At 49.7% G+C, this 16,049-nt stretch carries 9 protein-coding genes; 5 read left to right on the top strand and 4 right to left on the bottom strand.

Annotated features, from left to right (window positions below; genetic code table 11):
* Window positions 1-13: 13 nt before the first annotated feature.
* From VIS48_04220 to VIS48_04205, 4 genes are all read right to left on the bottom strand, one after another.
* Window positions 14-2,560: a GH116 family glycosyl hydrolase gene (locus VIS48_04220; GenBank protein ID HEY9165348.1), complete on the bottom strand. Its 2,547-nt coding sequence runs from the start codon at window positions 2,558-2,560 to the stop codon at window positions 14-16.
* A gap of 240 nt (window positions 2,561-2,800) precedes the next feature.
* Window positions 2,801-3,829, bottom strand: coding sequence for an ABC transporter permease (locus VIS48_04215; protein HEY9165347.1), 1,029 nt, complete (start codon window positions 3,827-3,829; stop codon window positions 2,801-2,803).
* Window positions 3,822-5,327: a sugar ABC transporter ATP-binding protein gene (locus VIS48_04210; protein ID HEY9165346.1), complete on the bottom strand. Its 1,506-nt coding sequence runs from the start codon at window positions 5,325-5,327 to the stop codon at window positions 3,822-3,824. Before VIS48_04210 ends, VIS48_04215 begins: the two co-directional genes overlap by 8 nt.
* 19 nt (window positions 5,328-5,346) lie before the next feature.
* Window positions 5,347-6,291, bottom strand: coding sequence for a substrate-binding domain-containing protein (locus tag VIS48_04205; protein ID HEY9165345.1), 945 nt, complete (start codon window positions 6,289-6,291; stop codon window positions 5,347-5,349).
* A 765-nt stretch (window positions 6,292-7,056) separates the two neighbouring features.
* On the opposite strand from VIS48_04205, the gene VIS48_04200 reads away from it, so the two are divergent.
* From VIS48_04200 to VIS48_04180, 5 genes are all read left to right on the top strand, one after another.
* On the top strand, window positions 7,057-9,834 hold the full coding sequence (locus VIS48_04200) for a glycoside hydrolase family 78 protein (protein ID HEY9165344.1): 2,778 nt from the start codon (window positions 7,057-7,059) through the stop codon (window positions 9,832-9,834).
* Window positions 9,835-10,491: 657 nt separating this feature from the next.
* Window positions 10,492-11,733, top strand: coding sequence for an AmmeMemoRadiSam system radical SAM enzyme (gene amrS / locus VIS48_04195; GenBank protein ID HEY9165343.1), 1,242 nt, complete (start codon window positions 10,492-10,494; stop codon window positions 11,731-11,733).
* A 72-nt stretch (window positions 11,734-11,805) separates the two neighbouring features.
* On the top strand, window positions 11,806-13,320 hold the full coding sequence (gene amrB / locus VIS48_04190; GenBank protein HEY9165342.1) for an AmmeMemoRadiSam system protein B: 1,515 nt from the start codon (window positions 11,806-11,808) through the stop codon (window positions 13,318-13,320).
* A gap of 132 nt (window positions 13,321-13,452) precedes the next feature.
* A complete protein-coding gene (locus tag VIS48_04185; GenBank protein ID HEY9165341.1) occupies window positions 13,453-15,621 on the top strand; it encodes a hypothetical protein in 2,169 nt (722 codons plus the stop codon).
* 155 nt (window positions 15,622-15,776) lie between these two features.
* Window positions 15,777-15,968: a hypothetical protein gene (locus VIS48_04180; GenBank protein HEY9165340.1), complete on the top strand. Its 192-nt coding sequence runs from the start codon at window positions 15,777-15,779 to the stop codon at window positions 15,966-15,968.
* The last annotated feature ends 81 nt before the right edge of the window (window positions 15,969-16,049 follow it).

Genomic DNA, 16,049 nt, shown 5'->3' with positions numbered 1-16,049 from the left:
AGACACAATAATCTCAAGGGGCACCCTGTGGAGTGTAACGAATCTCAGAGACTTCAGTGCTCCCGTGAGCAGATTCCCAAAACGGCTTCCCATCTTTCACACCGACCACGCCATAACCAAACGCTGTAGATAGAAAGCATCGGAAGTCCCCCGGGATAGATGGCTTCAAATAAATTACCTTTTCAACAGCGTCATACCTCGCTCCGCTCATCCCCTGCAGAAGGGCATAAGATGCCATCGCACGCGCGTACCAGTGTCCCCACTCGTATTCGTCGAACGGATTACGTACTCGTCCATCATAACGTGCGCGGCATGCTTGGACGATTTCCAAGCCTTCGGCAACTAAACCCATCATCATCAAGTGCGAGGCCACCTCATATTCAATTCCTGTCCATACCTCGTCGGAATACACAAAAGGGAGAGATGGCCGACCGCCTTTTGGCCAGCTGCAAAGCAGCAGTCCTCCCTCCGATCCAACCGCGTAAGTAGGGCGGTCCACATTAGCGTGAGCAGAAAGATCGCGCTTGAAATTATTACGATGGACAGACTTCAGATGACTCTTCACCTTAGCCGAATCCAGTATCTGCCCTATTCCACAGACCTGTGCGAACCATGATCCTATTACGCCATCTGACAAACAGCCGCTGCCGTACTGGTAATTGGGGCCTTCCTTTGCGATCAGTTCCGATGCCTCCGAAGAATAATTCTCTTCATTCCAGACCATTGGTTTTTCAGGGAGCTTCGCTCGCAAGTTCCGCCACTCGGTTTTCTGGATGAAGTACTCACCGTCAAAAAGTGTATCGTTTGCCTGGGCGGTACCCTTCTGCAGCAGGGAAGCGTACGTTTCTATGTTGTCGCCTAAGGCCTTCCCGATCAGCACCGCGGCCTCCAGGGCTCCAAGATAGATGCTGGTACACATCCCATTCCTTCCCCAAAATTCGATGTCGTATGTGTTATGCTGGGGCTCTTCCAAACAACCCGTATGTCTCGGGTCCCATGTCTTGATGCAGTAATCGAGGCCAATCCTGACTTTGGGCCAAACCTTTTTTAACCATTCCTTGTCTCCGCTGATTCTCCATTCGCGGTAGACCTTCATGATGCCTCCCAATTGTCCGTCGGCAGCGTCGTACTCCTCGTGCACAATCGGCCTTATCGGAAGCCCGCTTCGAAAAGTCTGCTCACCGCTATCGTTCTGCGAAGGACCGAGCTCGGTATCTCTGAGAGTGCGTTCGAGTGCAGGGAACAAGTGTGGGATTGCCTGAGCGTAATTCCATACGTGAGTGCACAGAGCTCCCTGACCAGAGTCGTCGCCGCAGCCTTCCCATCCCCACAATCGCCCGTCATCCTGCCTGAGGATCGTCGGTGATTTGAGTATGGCAAGATTTGCTCCGACAGCTTCAATTACTTCAGATGGCAGCGTCGAGCTGTAGAAGCATTCAGTGAACCGCTTCGTACTCGCTCTAAGAACGACGTACTTTGCCCGCCAGTACTCGGCCAGCTCCTCAATGTTACTGAAATGTCCGGCGTACCATGGGCGATAGGCTGTCTTGGCCTCTCTGTCGTTGCCGGGAAGATCTTTCCCAACCCGCAGGCTTGTTTCTCCAGCATACCAAGCCAGGCGCACCACTATGATCTTTGTTTCGCCCGGCTGAAGCTCGAAAGGCACAAATGCCGAAGCACCGGGTGATGCCAGACCTTCACTGACCGGAGGATGTTCATAGCAGTTGCCTTCCTCCACGTCTCGCCAAACCATTCCCAGCCAGTCCCACCAACCGCCGCGGAACCATAAATGGTTTATCTTCACATTCGGATCGTCAACATGAATGGCAAACTTTGAATCGTCCCAGGGCCTGTCAGGCGGCGCCCCTCCGTGCAGAATGAATCCACCCTGTGAAGAGAGGACCCCGTTGGACGCATGATCGTTCGCCATGAAATTCTGTGCGTTAAACGAAAAGACCGCCTTGACGGCGTGCGAGCCATGATTAACGAACTGGTATTCCAATGCCGCGACGGGGAGACTGGCATTGTCCGCGTCGCCTGGTTCAAACGGACTCCAGCCTGTAATCTCGACTGCAAGAGGTACCTCATCGTCGGACAAGGTTACCTTTCCAAATGGAAACTGCGCCTTGAACGCTGTTCCCGCAAACCTGGGTAGACCCAAACCGGGTTTCGCCCCACCGCTCGCACTCCCAGGCTGTCCGAAGATCTTCCAGCATGGGGATTGTCCCTCCAGAACCCGCGCAATCTTCTCAGGTTCTTTAACCGATATTGCTGCAAATATTCCGGGCTCATTGAAAATATCCGGGTGGTTCTTGAGAGAAAAATGGGAAAGCGATCCTGTGCCATCAAGACAGATTGTTCCTGCCCCGATCCCTCCCATCGGGAAAGACAGCCGGTTTAAGTGTGATCCTTCATACGGCGCATCGGGACGCTTGCGCTCTTCGTTGTCAACTCGATGCATGCCAGCTGAAGGCTCGTTTTCTCTTTCGCCAACCTTGTTGATGATGGGCAGCGCGGCTGTTGCGACCGCGGATAGTTTTACAAATTGACGTCGATTCATGGAATCTCCTTCAATTATGTCAACAGTCTATGGCGTTTACGGGATTGGCAGGTGCGCCTCCGCCACTATCCGGCATTTTGATTTCCCCATGTGTAACATGCCATTGGAAATTTATGGTTCTGCATCTGAATCGACAACCGCCTGCGCAAGGATCACCTCTGAAATTTCATGACACGATAGAATGCAAGATCAATACAATCCGACAAATTCACCTTTTCTCGAAACAATCATGGTCTTCTTCTACACGGATGAACTATCTGAATTCCTTCTGAGGAGGCTGAGTAATTTTTGAAAATTGGTCTTATATCCCGCTTCTTGAACGAACACAGCTGCAAGAATAATTCCTCCTTTGAGCATGAGTTGAAAGTCCTTTTGGATTCCGTGAAGGCCCAGGATATTGCTGAGAAGTCCGATTATCAGTACGCCCGCAAGTGTTCCCTCAACGCTTCCCTTTCCGCCCATGAGACTCGTTCCGCCTATCACAACCGCAGCGATCGCATCCAGCTCGAACCCGACCCCATCGTTGGGATTTCCCTGAAGTAGTTGTCCGGTGTGGATGATTCCGGCGAGGCCCGACAGTAGTGCCGCGATTATGAACGTAGTTGTTCTAACCCAATTCACTTTTAGGCCGGCAAGAACTGCCGCCTCCTGATTGCTCCCGACGGCGAAGACGTGCCGTCCGAATCTAGTCTTTTTTAGCATGACCAGAAACAGTACGCCGATTGCCAGGAAGATGAATACAGGGAACGGAATACCGAAGTAGCTTTGTGTAAAGACCTGAAAAATTTCCGGCGCGGCGTGTTGTCCGAATCCGATATTCCGTGAGTTGTTGTTCGCAATAAAGAGGGCGAAGCCTCTCGCCGCTGTCATCATGGCGAGCGTGACAATAAAGGATTGAATCCTCCCCCAGGAGGTTAAGATACCATTTATCAGGCCTGCCGCACTGCTTACCGCAAGTGCGACAACGACTGTCGGCACAAATCCTAGCTGCCAATCCATCAACCCGAAAGCTGTGATGGTCGCACTAAGTGCCAGGACCGATCCGACAGAAAGGTCAATTCCTCCACCGATGATGACAAATGTCATCCCGACTGAGATTATCCCATTCTCCGATACCTGTCTCAGGATGTTGGTCAGATTTTCCACCTTGAGGAAAATCAACGATCCATCGCTCCCGAGCGGAGAGAAGATTACGCACATCACAAATATCAACAAGACACCGAGCGAGGGCTTTATCCAATCGCGATCAGAGAGTCTCAATTTATTCATGAGCAGCGTTTTCATTGAAGACATAATGCAATATGTCGCTTGCATTCGCTTTGTTTGTATCCAGCAAAGCTGTCGGTTTGCCGCGAAAGAGCACGAGAATTCTATCGGCGATCCTGAGTAGTTCCATGATATCAGAGCTACTGATCATGAATGATATGCCTTCCCCGGCAAGGCGCTGTATCAATTTATAGATCTCTTCTTTCGCTCCCACGTCGATCCCTCTCGTGGGTTCGTCCAGCAGGAACAGTTCTGATTTGCTCAATAACCCCCTAGCAAAAATTATCTTCTGCTGATTCCCTCCACTCAAACTTTCAATCGGTTGGTGGAGCGAGCGCATTCTCACGTTCATGCTATGTGCCTGCGCCCCCACCACATCTGATTCCATCTTGCCATTAAGGAATCCAAATCTCGAAAACTGCGAGAGTACGGATATGCTGGTATTTTGGATCAGGTCAAGTCCATGAAGAATTGCTTCAGCCTTTCTGTCACCCGGCAAATAAAACACTCCTTCATTGATGGAATCCGTCGGGGACTTTGGACGAAAAACCTTATTCCTGAGGAGAATCTGACCATCGTGCGCGGCGTTGACTGATCCGAACAAAAATTTTAGCAGCTCTGACTTTCCAGAATCCATTAGTCCCGCGATCCCCAGGACTTCACCCTTCCTCAATTCAAAATCAATTCCGGTGAGACGTCTCTCGTGCTCTTTAAACACCGTCAGTCCCGAAACGCGCAGCATGGTCCCGTTGTTGTTCGGCTGTCTGCCGATAGCTTCTTCGGACACATTCTTCCCCACCATTTTATTGATCAGCGCAGATCTTGGAATTTCCTGGGAAGCATATTTGCCGATCAACTTACCGTCGCGAAGGATTGCGATTTGATCCGCTATTTCGTAGATCTCCTCGAGCCGGTGAGAAACGAAGATGATTATTTTACGTTTCTCCTTCAGGAGACGTATCTTGTCGAATAGAATATCTGTTTCATTCCTGGTCAGTGCGGAAGTTGGCTCGTCTAATATTATCACCCGGGCATCCGTAGATAACGCGCGCACGATCTCCACAATTTGCTGCCACCCGATACTAATACTCCGCATTTTTACATTCGGCGGATAGGGGAAATCAAATTGCTCAAGAAGGGTTCTCGCATTTCTATTTAGGGCATCGAAATCGATGAACCGCAGATTGTTGACAGGTTCTCTGCCGAGAAAAATATTTTCAGCAGCGGTGAGGTCTGAAATGCAATTCAACTCTTGATGGATGATCGAGATTCCCCACTTGTCCGCGTCACGCGGATTCCTGAAGACCAAAGGCTGTCCTCCGAATGAAATCTCGCCATCATAATCATTATAGATTCCGCCAATGATTTTCATAAGGGTGGATTTACCCGCTCCGTTTTCACCCACGACTGATGTAACGCAGCCCGGCTCAAAAACAAGACTTATGTCATGCAGAACTTCCACTCCGAAGAAAGACTTACTGATGTTTGAGAGTTTCAACATGTTCAAATAGACCGCACGGTCATCTGCTCAAATAGTTTTTTGCGTTCGTAGTGTCAATCTCCATCGACTGCAGTGTGATTATTTTTTCCACCGTTTCTCCCTTTAAGATCTTCAGAGCGGTCTGAACGGCAACTCCGCCGCCTGTCGGATACACGAAGGTAGCGCTAAGCTCTCGATCAGCGACTGCCTGGATGCCGCCTTCCGGTCCGGGCAGCCCGTCAATTCCAATAAAGTACATACTCTCGGCCCGCCCCAGGTAACTCGCTGCAAGATATGCCCCCATCGCCATAGGATCGTTATGGCCGTAAACCAGATCAATCCTGTCGAACCTCTGCAGGGCGTTTTCCATTATCGATCTCCCCTTTTCCCGCAGCCATGCACCATCCTGCGAGTAAATGATTTTGATCTGTGGATAAGGACTTATGCCTTCGAGGAAGCCCTCATGCCTTTCGATCGCAGGAGTAGATCCCTTGAGCCCCCATATCTCAACAACGCTTCCTATTCCATGCAAGAGCTTCGCCGCGCATTCACCGGCTTCCTTCCCGATAAGCCTGTTGTCTGCTCCGATGAAGCAAGTGTATTTATCGGACAGTATTTTCCTGTCTATGACAATTACGGAAATCCCCTTGTCATACGCTTTACCGACAACCGCAGTCAGCGGCTGTGCTTCGTTGGGCGAAATCATAATCAGATCAACGCCACGGACAATGAAATTCTCCACATCTGCTATCTGTCGCTCGTTCTCTTGTTGTGCGTCGGATATAAGAAGTTCTATTTCCGGGTGCTTGGCAACTTCTGATTCGATTTCTTTATTCATGGCTTCCCGCCACGGCTCAGAGCTATTGCACTGTGAGAAACCGATCATGAACTTTGGATTGCCCGAACCAGACTTGCTCTTCCCGCACGATACGACCAAAATAGCAGGAACAAAGAGAAGTATAAGAATGCTTTTGATCTTTGACATATTTACACCTCTCAAGTAAGAGTGAGATAAACCAGCTTTTGATATTTTAAACAGTCTACGCCGGTATATCAAACAGGTTCCAGGCCCATGCGCTTTCCAGCACGAAGGGATGCTCGATCGAACAAGTGAGTTCTACGCTAGAATTCGTGTTTGTGCGATGAAAGAAAGAGCGAGGGTTCTCGATTGGGGTCAGCACAGGTGAGGAGTTGGTACGTATAAACGAGAGGTGAGTCTCCGGCAAGACCACATGTTTGACCAAGATGCCGAGTCGGTCATATTTTCACGCAAGGCGTGATGGCGGAACTGGTAGACGCACTGGACTCAAAATCCTAAGAACTGAAATCTTGAATGACAAAGTGCTCAATTTCTATTCGCAATGAGCAGCTTTCTTTTATCTTCATGACAAGTCTTTCCACATCTTGTACAAGCAGTGGTAACGTTTTGGTTAATCAGGTATATGTGGCCGAGGGTGGCATACGCCTTGGTAATGATTTGGTGACTCGACAAGGGTCCTTCCGCATCGCCACGATCCATTCTACCGTGTGCCGCTTCTTGCCCCTTTCAACCGACTGAGATCCACTGTTACCTCCACTTACGAATTTAACACTGGATCACTTTTGCGGTCACGTCACCCAAATTTGCCAATCCTTTATCCGATCCCTAACTTGCCATTGGCAAATAAAATCGAAAATAGGAACTCACCCCCCATCAGGATCTCCGGCAAAGTGTTCCACTCGATCAAACGTTCAAGAAAAGCGAGTTACAATGAGAGCACATCCAATAATTTTCCTGCCGCTCCTTATCGTAGCATTTTGTGCAGGCATATCCAAAGGGAATCAGAAAGATATTCTGCATCCATCATATTTGCGGTGCGAGTATCTTGTCAATCCTCTCGGGATTGACGTGGTCACCCCGCGTCTATCATGGTACAGTGTCTCGGATCGAAGAAACGAGAAGCAGACATCCTATAGAATATTGGTTGCAAGCTCTCTCAGGAAATTGAACGCGGACGATGGTGACCTCTGGGATTCGAAGAAGATCACATCTGACGAAAGCATAAACGTGATTTACGCTGGGAAGGAGCTTCTTTCGGGCGAGGAGTGCTTTTGGAAAGTGAAGGTCTGGCACAACCACGGCACCGAATCGGGATGGAGCGAACCGGCAAAGTGGAGCATGGGCCTGTTGAAAAGTACAGACTGGAAAGGATATTGGGTGGGACTCGATAGCGCCATCGGAACCGATAATCCGGACAGTGAGCACACGAGATTGTCTGCACGTTACCTCAGTAAACAATTTGACGCATCGAACAAAACTAAAAGAGCTACGATTTACGTTTGCGGTTTGGGATTATTTGAATTGCACATCAACGGTCATAAGATCGGTGATCAGGTCCTTGCACCTGCGCTTTCAGAATACCCGAAGAGATCCTATTGCATAACATTTGATGTCACGAAGTATATCGTGGGGGGCAAGAATGAAATCGGCGTGATCCTCGGCAACGGACGCTTTTTCGCGCCCCGCCATATGGTGCCGACGAAAACGATCAACTACGGCTTTCCGAAAATGATTTCCCAGTTGGTTATCGAAAACGAAGACAACTCGACACAATACATCGTGAGCGACACAACATGGAAAATAACCACCGACGGACCGATTACGTCCAATAACGAATACGACGGTGAAGCCTACGATGCCAGGAAGGAAATGTCCGGCTGGGACAAGACAGACTTCGATGATTCTAATTGGAAGAACGCCAAGAGAGTAGCGAGTCCTTCCGATGAGCTCAGCGCGCAGATGATAAATCCGATTAAGGTGATGCAGAATCTCGTTCCCAAATCGATGAGACAGGTCAAGCCGGGCGTGTATGTATATGATATGGGACAAAACATGGTGGGTTGGGTCTCACTTAAAGTCAGGACGAGTAATTCCACTAAGATCAAAATGCGCTTTGCCGAGACCTTGCGTCCGGACGGAAATCTATACACCGCAAATCTACGCTCTGCCGAACAAACGGACACTTACATCACAGGAGGCAAAGGACTTGAACGATGGGAGCCTATACTCACCTATCACGGATTCAGATACGTCGAGCTGACAGGATACCCGGGTAATGCCGACTTGGGTACAATCCGGGGAAGGGTAGTTTACGATGATGTAAGAACTGTCGGAAGCTTCAGCTGTTCCAGCGACATCATGAACAGGATCTATCACGCGGCGTATTGGGGGATTCGCGGGAATTATCGAAGCATCCCGACCGACTGTCCTCAGCGCGACGAGCGTCAGGGATGGCTTGGAGATCGTTCAACAAATTCTTACGGAGAGACTTTCCTTTTCGATAACAATGCACTCTACGCAAAATGGGTTACAGACATCGCGGACGCACAAAAACCCGGCGGCAGCATTCCGAACGTGGCACCCGCCTACTGGCCGATATACACTGACAACATGACCTGGCCGTCATCATTTATAATCATTCCCGGAACTCTTTACAGACAATTCGCGAACATCAGTGTCATCGCAAGAAATTATGACCGCATGAAGAAATGGCTCTTCTATATGCGCGATAATTACATGAAGAATTATCTTCTTCCCAGGGATACATACGGTGATTGGTGCATGCCGCCCGAGAAACCGGAACTAATACATTCCGAAGATCCAAACCGGATAACTCCAGGAGATTTTATCGGCTCCGCTTACTTCTATTATTGTTTAACAGTAATGGAAGGTTACTCGCACCTTCTGAACAAAGTTCAGGACTCAGTTGAATACGCTTCACTGGCAGAGAAAGTACGCCACGCGATAGACATAACCTATCTGAACAGGGACAGTCTTTGCTATTCGAACAATACCGTGACGGCCAATTTGCTCGCGTTGTCTTTCCACTTATCGCCGGACGACCTGGCGAAAAATGTTTTCGAACATCTCCTTTACAAGACGGTCCACGAGAACAAGACACACGTAAGCACGGGTCTGGTCGGCGGACAGTGGATGATGCGCGGACTGACCGATTATGGCAGAACGGAAGTTGCGGTCCGTCTCGCAGAAAACAAAGACTATCCAAGCTGGGGATACATGATTGAAAACGGTGCAACGACCATTTGGGAACTGTGGAACGGAAATACTGCCGCTCCCGACATGAATTCAGGCAATCATGTTATGCTCCTGGGCGATCTCCTTGTATGGTACTACGAAGATCTTGCCGGGATCAAAGCCGATATCGACAGTCCGGCCTTCAAACACATCTTCATGGATCCACACCCGGCAGGTGATTTGAGGTTTGTGAAGGCTTCTTATCTCTCGATGTACGGTCTGATCAAGAGCTACTGGAGGAGAGAGGAAGACAAGTTTAGTTGGGACATCGACATTCCCGCGAACACAACGGCAACTATTTACATTCCGTCTCACAGCGAAAGTGCCGTGACGGAGAGTGGAAGAAATGCATCCGTCGCTTCGGGCGTAAAATTCCTTAGCTTCGAGAACGGAAGAGCTATTTACGAAATAGGGTCGGGGAGTTATCATTTTGTTTCTATAATTCACAAATGATAGCGTTTGATGATTGCCCAGCTGTTACGATCAACGAGAATGACCTGATCGGCGCGGCATTGACCTGCCCCATTTCTTGTAGCAATATGAAATTGAGGACAGTGATCCTGTCAACCATTCCCGAACCAACCCAGATCACGAAGTTGTTGAGCCAGAAGACCATGGTTCGAAAGAATAAAGGCGTGATCACGCGTGCCACCTGAAAAGACACGCGGCCGTAACTCCCGGCTTGAATGGGCTCGATGCATCAGCACTAGGTTTAGCCATCTGACTCGGAGAAAGTTGCCCGGACCACGGGTTAAACGCAAACAGTTCTAGCCCGGGTAGTGACTTTTTAGCCGCCATAAGAAATTGGGACTTTTTGTTCTCTGTCCGGCAAGCTCTGAAGTCTAACGAGGAACTTCACTCTCGTGTAAGAACTCGGCAGGGATCACAGACATTGCCGATAACCGATCAGGCTTCTCAGAGTAAGTTCATCAACTTGAATATCCACCCTCAAGAAACTAGATTTACATCGAGATCCGATTATCCGACTGGCAAATAGAAATGAAATTTGCTGTCGGCAGCAACGAGGCGAAGTCATCGGATGGATTGACCTCCCAGACTTCCGGTCTTGATCTGATTGACAGTCGTACATTCTATTAAAGGGCTGCGAGAATGAACGGGCGATCACTTTCCAGACGCGAATTCATAACAGAGTCTGCGTTTATCGCGGGCGGTACGTGCGTCGCATTATCTTCCCCGCCCTTCCTAAAGGATCTCTTCGCGCGAACCGCAAAGAGATTTGAAGAAGATTATCTCAAACAGCTTGCCGAACAATCACCGGTCGCGCGGTTCTGGCTTTCGACAGATACTAAAAATGTCGACTGCATGAGCTGCCATACATCCGACGAGATCAAGAGTGCTAACCGATTTGATCACGAAGGAACGATTGTAAAATGTCTCCTCTGCGCCCAGGGTTGCGTAATCAAACCGGGTGAACACGGAAGATGCAGGGCGCGAATGAACACGGACGGAAAACTCAGAAGTCTCGTGTACGGCAGGCCAATTGCGATTCACACCGACCCGATTGAGAAGAAACCTTTCTTTCATTTTCTGCCGGGCAGCCAGGCATACTCGCTGGCGACTGCAGGGTGTCCGCTCTCGTGCCAATTTTGCCAGAACTGGGAAATCTCGCAGGCGAAACCTGAGGACTACCAGGTCGGTTTCACTTCTCCGGAAGAAATCGTGAGCAACACCGAATCGGAAAGGACGCCGATCATTGCATTTACTTACAATGAGCCGACCGTCTTCGTGGAATATTTGACCGACATCGCGCGCAAAGCAAGAGAGCAAAAGATCAGAAGCGTCCTCGTAAGCTGCGGCTTCATGAATGCCGATCCGCTCAAAGAAATGTGCGAAGTCCTCGACGCAATAAAGATAGATCTCAAAGGATTCAGCGAAGATTTCTACCAGAAGGTGTGCAACGCAGAGCTCAAGCCTGTCATCCGAAGTATAAAACAGGTTTCGAAGACCAAAACTCACCTCGAGATCGTTAACCTCGTGGTTCCGACACTCAATGATTCTGACAAGATGCTCAACGATCTCACAAGCTGGATCGTGGGCGAGATTGGTCCTGATGTGCCGATACACTTTACCAGGTTTCATCCGGATTATAGACTGTTGAATCTTCCTCCGACTCCGATTTCGACCCTTGAACGCGCGAGAGACCTTGCCATGTCCAAAGGAATCCATTATGCGTTTGTGGGAAATGTGCCCGGTCACCCCGGCAACTCTACGTACTGTCCCTCCTGCAATAAAATCGTCATAAAGAGATCGGGCTTCTTCGTTGTCGAGATGCATATTAACAATGGCTGCTGTGAATACTGCGGCCATCCTATTGCGGGTGTTTGGAAATGATTTTCGTGGTCTATTCGCTTCTTCGTGCCAAACCATTTTAGCATCTGGCCAACAACTAGTATGAGGTGGCTCATGAAAAGGGTTTTATGGTTCGTGGCTTTTTTGCTTCTTGCCAGTTCCTGCCAGGGGCAAAAATCAGCATCTGATCCTGTCAGGCAACCGGTATTTGCCGGTCAATTCTATCCGGGTGATCCGACAAAGTTAACAAATGCGATAAAAGCCTTTCTCGACGAGGCGAAGCCCTCAACACTGGATGAACCGATCGCGATCATTGCGCCACACGCGGGCTACGTATTCGCAGGCCAAATAATCGCGGATGCGTACAACCAGGTGAAAGGAAAAGAATACGACATCATCGTAGTGCTCGGCACCAACCACACTACTGCAGGTTTTGACAAGATCGCGATCTATCCGCACGGTGCGTTCGGGACACCGATCGGCGATGTTGAAGTGGCGGGAGACCTGGCGGATGAACTAATGAAGAAAGATCCCGATGTGATCGCAAATCTCGCCGTTCACGCGCAAGAGCATTCAATCGAGGTCCAGTTGCCGTTCGTGAAATATCTCTTTCCAAAGACGAAGATATTGCCAATGATAGTTGGAGCGCCTGACATAGAGATGTGCCAGAGATTCGGTGATGCAGTCGCGGGAATTCTTGTCGGGAAGAAAGTGCTGATAATCGCGAGCTCCGATCTTTCACATTACCCACGATTCGATGACGCGATTAATGTTGACGATAAAACACTCAACACGATAGCGACGCTGGATTTAAATAGCATTAGATCGGTGATGGAGTCCCAGCTTGATCGTGGTACGCCGGGGCTGGTAACATGCGCTTGTGGAGAAGCACCGATAATCGCGGCAATTGCAACGGCAAAGGAACTCGGCGCGACATCCGCTTCCGTTGTAAGCTACACAAACTCCGGCTACACTCCTCTTGGGAGCGCTGATCGGGTTGTGGGATACGGCTCTGTTGTAATTGGGAGGGGGAAAATGACTTCCACCAAAGAATCCGACACATCGGCCATCGGTGAATCATATGTCCTCAATTCAGCCGACAAGAGCGCGCTCTTGAAATATGCACGCGCAACCCTTGTGAGATATTTTTCAACTGAAACGGTTCCGCTTCTGCGAAGGATTGGACATCTTCAGAAAATGAAGCGAGGCGCATTCGTGACGTTGAATGAGAACGGCGAGCTGCGCGGCTGCATCGGATACATGATGGAAGACAGACCGCTCGGAGCTGTCGTCGGCGCGATGGCGATGCAAGCCGCCTTCAACGATCCGCGATTCCAGCCTCTCAGAGAAGACGAATTGTCGAAAGCAGAAATTGAAATCTCCGTCCTGACTCCGTTCACAAGAGTGAAAAGCGCGGATGACATTGTCCTCGGCCGCGATGGAGTGGTCATAAAAAAGGGAGACAAACAAGGCGTATTCCTGCCGCAAGTGGCCACGGAGACGGGATGGACCAAGGATGTTTTCCTTGACCAGCTCTGCCACAAGGCCGGACTGGAATCGGGCGATTGGAAAAATGCTGAGCTTTTCACTTTTCAGGCCGACGTCTTCAGTGAGCCGAAGAATCATTAGCTGAGCAGAATAGATTTGCGCAAGGAAGTTACTGATTGCACAGCCTTCCGCAGCATCCATGCACTCTTTATGACATTATTCAATCAAGTCTTTTGACCGGCAACTTCGGGCTGTTATTTCGCAGGTCGTTGATTGCGCATTAAAGAAATTACTTCCAGCGTTGCCTACCTGATCGCCGTCGGTCTCGTCTCGATCCTCGGTCAGGTGATCATCCTGCGCGAGCTGAACGTCGCCTTCTACGGGATAGAACTGATTTATGTCCTCTCTCTTGGATTCTGGCTTTTCGGCACCGCGCTTGGAGCCGCACTCGGACGGCGTTCCGGCCCACCGGCCGAAGCACGTGTCCATTTGCTTTTCCTGCTGACATCACTTGTGTTGTTGATCGACATCGCCTTCATTCGAGGGACAAGGGTGATTTTTGGAGCCGTCCCGGGCGGATACCTGCCATTCGAGCTACAGGTTGCGGCGCTCGCCGCGGCTTTGCTCCCGATCAGTCTTCTAACAGGTGTACTCTTTCAGTTTTCAGCGAATAGATTCATGTCGGAAGGCGGAACTTTAGCGAACGCATATGCAATCGAAAGCGCTGGTGGTGTGGTCGGCGGACTTCTTTCAACGTTCTTGCTGATGCTCGGCATCCAAAACCTTACTGGTGCTTTCTTCTGTTCGGCAATCTCTGCAGGGGTCGTTTTAATGTATTCGTCGTATCGTCCTGCAGAGAAATATCTGTCAACGATCGGGCTTGTCGCCTTGATTGTGTTGATCTGTCTCTCAGGATCAATTGGCAGATGGATGACCTCCTGGAATCATCCGGATCTCGTCGGGACCTTTGACACGCCTTACGGACGGATAAGCGTAACTGCACAGGAGGAACAAGTCTGTGTCTTCGAAAATGATGCCCTCTCATATGAAACGGAGACAACGGCGGCGGAGGAATTTGTACAACTCTCTACACTCCAATCGGCAAGTCCAAAGAAGATTCTAGTTTTGGGCGGCGGCTTGGAGGGAATCATCTTCGAGCTTCTGAAATTGCCTGTCGATACGATCGACTATATCGAGATGAATAGAAACATGATAGAGGCAGTCTTGAATCACCTCCCTGCCGGCTTTCGCGATGCAATTTATGACGGCAGGGTCCGCATCATCAATCAGGACCCACGTCGATTCACTGGACAGTCATATGACGTGATACTCGTCGCTATGCCCGAACCTATGTCCGCGCAGAACAATCGATTCTATACTCAGGAGTTTTTTGAGCACTGCTCGCGCGAACTGACCCGTGAAGGGATAGTTGCATTCATGATTCCGTCCGCAGAAAACTTATGGACCAATCAGCTGGTGAAAAGAAACGGAAGCATATACCGTGCTCTCCGTGCGGTCTTCGCAAATACGGTCGTGTTACCTGGTGTAGCAAATGTCTTTATCGCTTCGGATTCACCGCTGACTGCGGACACGTCGATCTTATGCGGCAGATTCCGCAACAGGCATCTGAATACCAGGCTGGTTTCACCGGAATACATCAACTATGTCTACACTAACGATCGATTCAAGACCGTAGAAAATCTACTTTCATCAGTGAGCGTCGATCCGAATTCAGACCTGAAGCCCGCCTGCTACGGCTACACACTTTCAATTTGGTTGTCCAAGTTCGTAGGTGGAATCGATCTGAACTCCGATACGACGAGTCTCACAGATTCTGCCATCAAGTCCCCCTTTTTTTGGCTCACGATGATTGTGGCACTGGTTATAGTTTTCAAGAAGAGATTCGTCGCAACAAGATTGTTCCTCTTAACTGTCACCGCAGGATTCACCGGAATGCTACTGGAGACCGTCCTCATCCTCAACTACCAGAACAAGAGTGGGGCACTTTATCAAGACATCGGGTATCTGCTCACAACGTTCATGGGTGGACTCGCGATTGGGTCGTGGGCAGGTAATCGTCTGTTCATACGGTGGGATGTGGGAGCGAGGAAATTGATTGGAGGTGCTATCCTCCTCGGACTGATAGCTTTGAGCTTAATTGTGTATTGCGGCATCAGCTCCGGATTGGTTGGGACGCTCTTGTCAGCTTCGCTGGCTCTTCTGCTGGACGGGTTTTTTGTCTCCGGTATTTTCGCATTGGCAAGTTTCAAAGCTGCCACTGACCTAGAACGGATTTCAACGTGGTTGTACTCGGCCGATTTGGTCGGCGGATGTCTCGGTTCAATCGCAGCGAGCCTGGTTCTGGTGCCGTCATTCGGGATACTCACGACTTGTGTCATCAGTGCTTTCGCCTGCATCGTGGGATTTATTTTCCTTAGATGAGTTCGATCGCCGGACCCTCACGGGAACGCGTTTTCCCGATGAAGCGATGACGTGTCCCCCAAGAACCGGTCCAATGTTATATTAGTAAAACGAGTAACATAAGGACCAAAGGTCTACGACTCTACGAGTTCGTAGAACCTCGTAGAGGAGATATCATGGGAAAGAAGCGGCACACGGTGGAATCGATCGTGGCAATGCTGCGAGAGGCAGAAGTCCAAATGGCAAAAGGTCAGACGCTGGCAGAAGTTGTCCAGCAACTCGGTATCAGCGATACGACGTACTATCACGAAGTGATGGCTTCGCCACAAATGGAGAAGAGAATACGGTCGATGACTCGAACTTATTAAACGTCAGTTTGAGGATTCTTCTTAGAAGAATGCTTAAAGGAACACAGTTTCTTTGGGCGGTGTCCTGACTTCACCTTGAAA

The sequence above is a fragment of the Candidatus Kryptoniota bacterium genome (assembly GCA_036567965.1).
GTDB lineage: Bacteria > Bacteroidota > Ignavibacteria > Kryptoniales > JAKASW01 > JAKASW01.
This window is presented reverse-complemented; position numbering and strand designations above follow the sequence as displayed.

Excerpts from the sequence above, each read along its gene's own strand:
- VIS48_04180 (HEY9165340.1), top strand. The coding sequence starts at position 15,777 with ATGGGAAAGAAGCGGCACACGGTGGAATCGATCGTGGCAATGCTGCGA.
- VIS48_04205 (HEY9165345.1), bottom strand. The coding sequence starts at position 6,291 with ATGTCAAAGATCAAAAGCATTCTTATACTTCTCTTTGTTCCTGCTATT.
- VIS48_04200 (HEY9165344.1), top strand. The coding sequence starts at position 7,057 with ATGAGAGCACATCCAATAATTTTCCTGCCGCTCCTTATCGTAGCATTT.
- VIS48_04210 (HEY9165346.1), bottom strand. The coding sequence starts at position 5,327 with ATGTTGAAACTCTCAAACATCAGTAAGTCTTTCTTCGGAGTGGAAGTT.
- VIS48_04220 (HEY9165348.1), bottom strand. The coding sequence starts at position 2,560 with ATGAATCGACGTCAATTTGTAAAACTATCCGCGGTCGCAACAGCCGCG.
- amrS (HEY9165343.1), top strand. The coding sequence starts at position 10,492 with ATGAACGGGCGATCACTTTCCAGACGCGAATTCATAACAGAGTCTGCG.
- VIS48_04215 (HEY9165347.1), bottom strand. The coding sequence starts at position 3,829 with ATGAATAAATTGAGACTCTCTGATCGCGATTGGATAAAGCCCTCGCTC.
- amrB (HEY9165342.1), top strand. The coding sequence starts at position 11,806 with ATGAAAAGGGTTTTATGGTTCGTGGCTTTTTTGCTTCTTGCCAGTTCC.